The 2,846-nt window shown below is 40.1% G+C and carries 3 protein-coding genes; all 3 read right to left on the minus strand.

Annotation, left to right across the window (positions count from 1 at the left end; translation table 11 throughout):
- Positions 1-185: 185 nt before the first annotated feature.
- From H4683_RS20975 to istA, 3 genes are read right to left on the minus strand one after another with little or no spacing between them, the layout of a single operon-like run.
- The gene (locus tag H4683_RS20975) at positions 186-386 is read right to left on the minus strand and encodes a hypothetical protein (RefSeq protein WP_192600764.1); all 201 of its coding nucleotides are present in this window, start codon (positions 384-386) and stop codon (positions 186-188) included.
- Positions 383-1,138: an IS21-like element helper ATPase IstB gene (gene istB / locus H4683_RS20980; protein WP_192600765.1), complete on the minus strand. Its 756-nt coding sequence runs from the start codon at positions 1,136-1,138 to the stop codon at positions 383-385. The genes H4683_RS20975 and istB overlap by 4 nt, the downstream gene beginning before the upstream one ends.
- Positions 1,135-2,685 (minus strand): IS21 family transposase, encoded by a 1,551-nt coding sequence (gene istA / locus H4683_RS20985; RefSeq protein WP_192600766.1) that lies wholly within the window; start codon positions 2,683-2,685, stop codon positions 1,135-1,137. Before istA ends, istB begins: the two co-directional genes overlap by 4 nt.
- Between the last annotated feature and the right edge of the window lie 161 nt (positions 2,686-2,846).

Raw genomic sequence — 2,846 nt, forward strand, 5'->3', positions numbered from 1 at the left:
TGATTACAGCCAAGAGAATGTACCACTTCTGCCATAGTTTGTACCAGCGATTGCCACGAATTGTACCACTCATTGCCAACGTGTTTACCACTGAACGAAAAGGACCCTACAAATTAATTTTAGGGATTCCTTCTACACAATAATAGACAGCCATCGGAATGTTACCGTTCCAATGGCTGTCTATTTTATCTAAACCTTTTACTTTCTAATTGCTTGTCAATAATGTCAATGGCCCAACGAACGAGTTCATCATGATCGATTGCCTCATCCTCAATCTGTATGCAGGAAGGTAATAGTCTTTCTTCTACTTTCTCGAGTACATCATCAGGTAAATACATGTGAAAAAAATACCTAGCTATACGACATTCAACTTCTGATGGAATCATTTAGATTCCCCCAATCCATGGCGTTCTCTCATAGAAACTTCTCCGTCTATCAATATTTGATAGGAATCATGGATAATTCTATCTAGGATAGCTTCCGCAATTGTTTCATTACCCAATTTTAAATGCCATCCACTGGGATCAATTTGTGAACAGTAAATAGTAGAAGCCGCTTTATGGCGGGATTCAGTGATTTCCAGCAGGGTTGTTGCTTCCTCCGATGATAAATCCGTCAATAGCCATTCATCAAGAATCAAGAGATCAACCTTTGTATACTTTTTGATGCATTTACGGTAGCTTCCATCTGCTGCTAGTTTTGCGAGTAGCAGTTCATCAAGTAATTCTGGTAAGCGAATATATTTCACTTGATAAGATTGTCGACAAGCAGAAATGCCGAATGCGGTAGCTAAAAATGATTTTCCTGAACCAGTAGGTCCCTTCAATATAATGTTGTGACTGTCTTGGATATAGAGGCCGCTAGCTAGTGTCAAAATCATTTTTTTGTCTAGTCGACGGTCCTCATAGTACTCGATATCCTCAATACAAGCCTTTGAATTTAGAAAAGTAGCTGCTTTGATTAACCGTTGAAGCTTATTGCTTTTACGACGAGAATATTCTAAATCAACGAGTAAAGAAAAACGATCTTCAAAACTCATCTTTTGAAATTCTTTGTTTAACGCCTGTTCCTTGTAAGCTTCAGCGATTCCAATCAATTTTAGCTCGTGTAATTTTGTTAATGTTTGTTCATTCATCATTTATCTACACCTCCATAATAGGATGCGCCCCGCGTGAAGGCATGGTTATCCTTACCAGTTTCTGTATCACGTTTTATTTCTTGCTCGGCATCATCCTTTTTATTGTTCTTTAAAATCGTTTGAATACTTTTGACCGTAGGTCTTTTTGTAATAGAAAACACATTTTTACAAGCGCGCTCAATTTCATATTTTGTGTAACGATGCTCTGACTTCTTTAATGAAAAGATAGATTGTAGCGCCTGTTTCTCAGTCTGATAAGTATCTAAAATATAACGAATGACATTCAAGGTTGATGGACCGATAGCTCCAGCCCACTCTATTGCCGCTTCTGACGTTTGGTCTACGAATAATTTATGATTGTCTGGCATATGGTCGCGAACGGTGGATAATTGACCGAACCTTCCATACAACCGTTTATGAGAAGCCACTCTCATGTGATTGAAAAGAATCTCAACGAAGTCGTCTGACAGTTTAATTTCGACTTGCTGATTGATATACTCGTATGGAGCAGAGTAAAACATGCTTTCAACAGAGATGTGATAATCTGGACGTACTTTCGCTGTTTTCCATTCAGACATTTTGTAAGGTGTTAATGGAAGAGGGGAAAGCGCAAATTTCTCCTCTTCTTCAAACGCCGACAAACGACACCCCTCTTTACGGGTAAAAGGTCGCTGATTGAATTCATCCAACTTCACCCGAACTTCTTTATTCAATTCATCAAGGCTGAAGCAGTGTGAATTTCTTAATGCCGCAATAATCCATGTAGAAATTACACCTACTGCACCTTCTACGCTTGCCTTATCTTTCGGTGTCCGAACACGTGCGGGCATGACAATCGTGCCGTAGTGGTCTGCCATTTCCTTGTAAGTAGGATTCAAGACTAATTCGCGCGATGTATGCTTTGTCACGCCTGTTTTAAGATTGTCTGGGACTACAATCTGTGTAACGCCTCCAAAATACTCATACGCATGATTATGAGCTGTAATCCATGAATGTAAGTCCATAGATAAGGTAGCTTCTGCATACGCAAACTGGCTGCATGGCAGTGTCGCAACGTAAACATATGCCTTTACCTTTTCACCGGTATCCCTATCAATGATGAAAGCTGTGGATCCTGCCCAATCGACTTCCATAATCTCGCCTGGTTTTCTGCGTATGCGCAGGGTAGCTTTGTACTTATCCGCATACTTACTGTAATGACGTACAAAACTGCGATACGAGTAGGGAATCTTATGATTCGTTCGGCACTCAACCTCATATTCGTGATGGAGAAGCGATAGTGTTACATTTGGCTTCGCTAACTCCTTATGAATATAGTCAAATTTCAGTGGCTGTCGACCCGAAGATTCTAAAGTTTTTTCTGGAAATAGAAACTCTTCGATCCATTGGCTCGTCATTACCTCCTCTAAAGGACAGACTAATCCTTTCTTTTCAGCCAGACTGATGACCTCTGTTACTTTTTGTCGAGAGTGCCCTGTACTTGCGGTAATGCCCCTCAAACTGATCCCCTCAGCGTGTAGTTCCAATATCTTTCGATAATGAATCATACAAAAAAACCTCCTGTATAAGCAATGTCACACCGGTAGGTGTGCTCATTAATTATACAAAAGGTATGAAGTGGTAAGGGCTTTGTCACTCACTGGTACAATCTATGTCACTTGGTGGTAAAAAACATGTCACGAGTGGTACATTTCATTGGCTGTAATCA

Origin of the sequence: Sporosarcina limicola (genome assembly GCF_014873855.1) — a bacterium.
GTDB classification, from domain to species: domain Bacteria; phylum Bacillota; class Bacilli; order Bacillales_A; family Planococcaceae; genus Sporosarcina; species Sporosarcina limicola.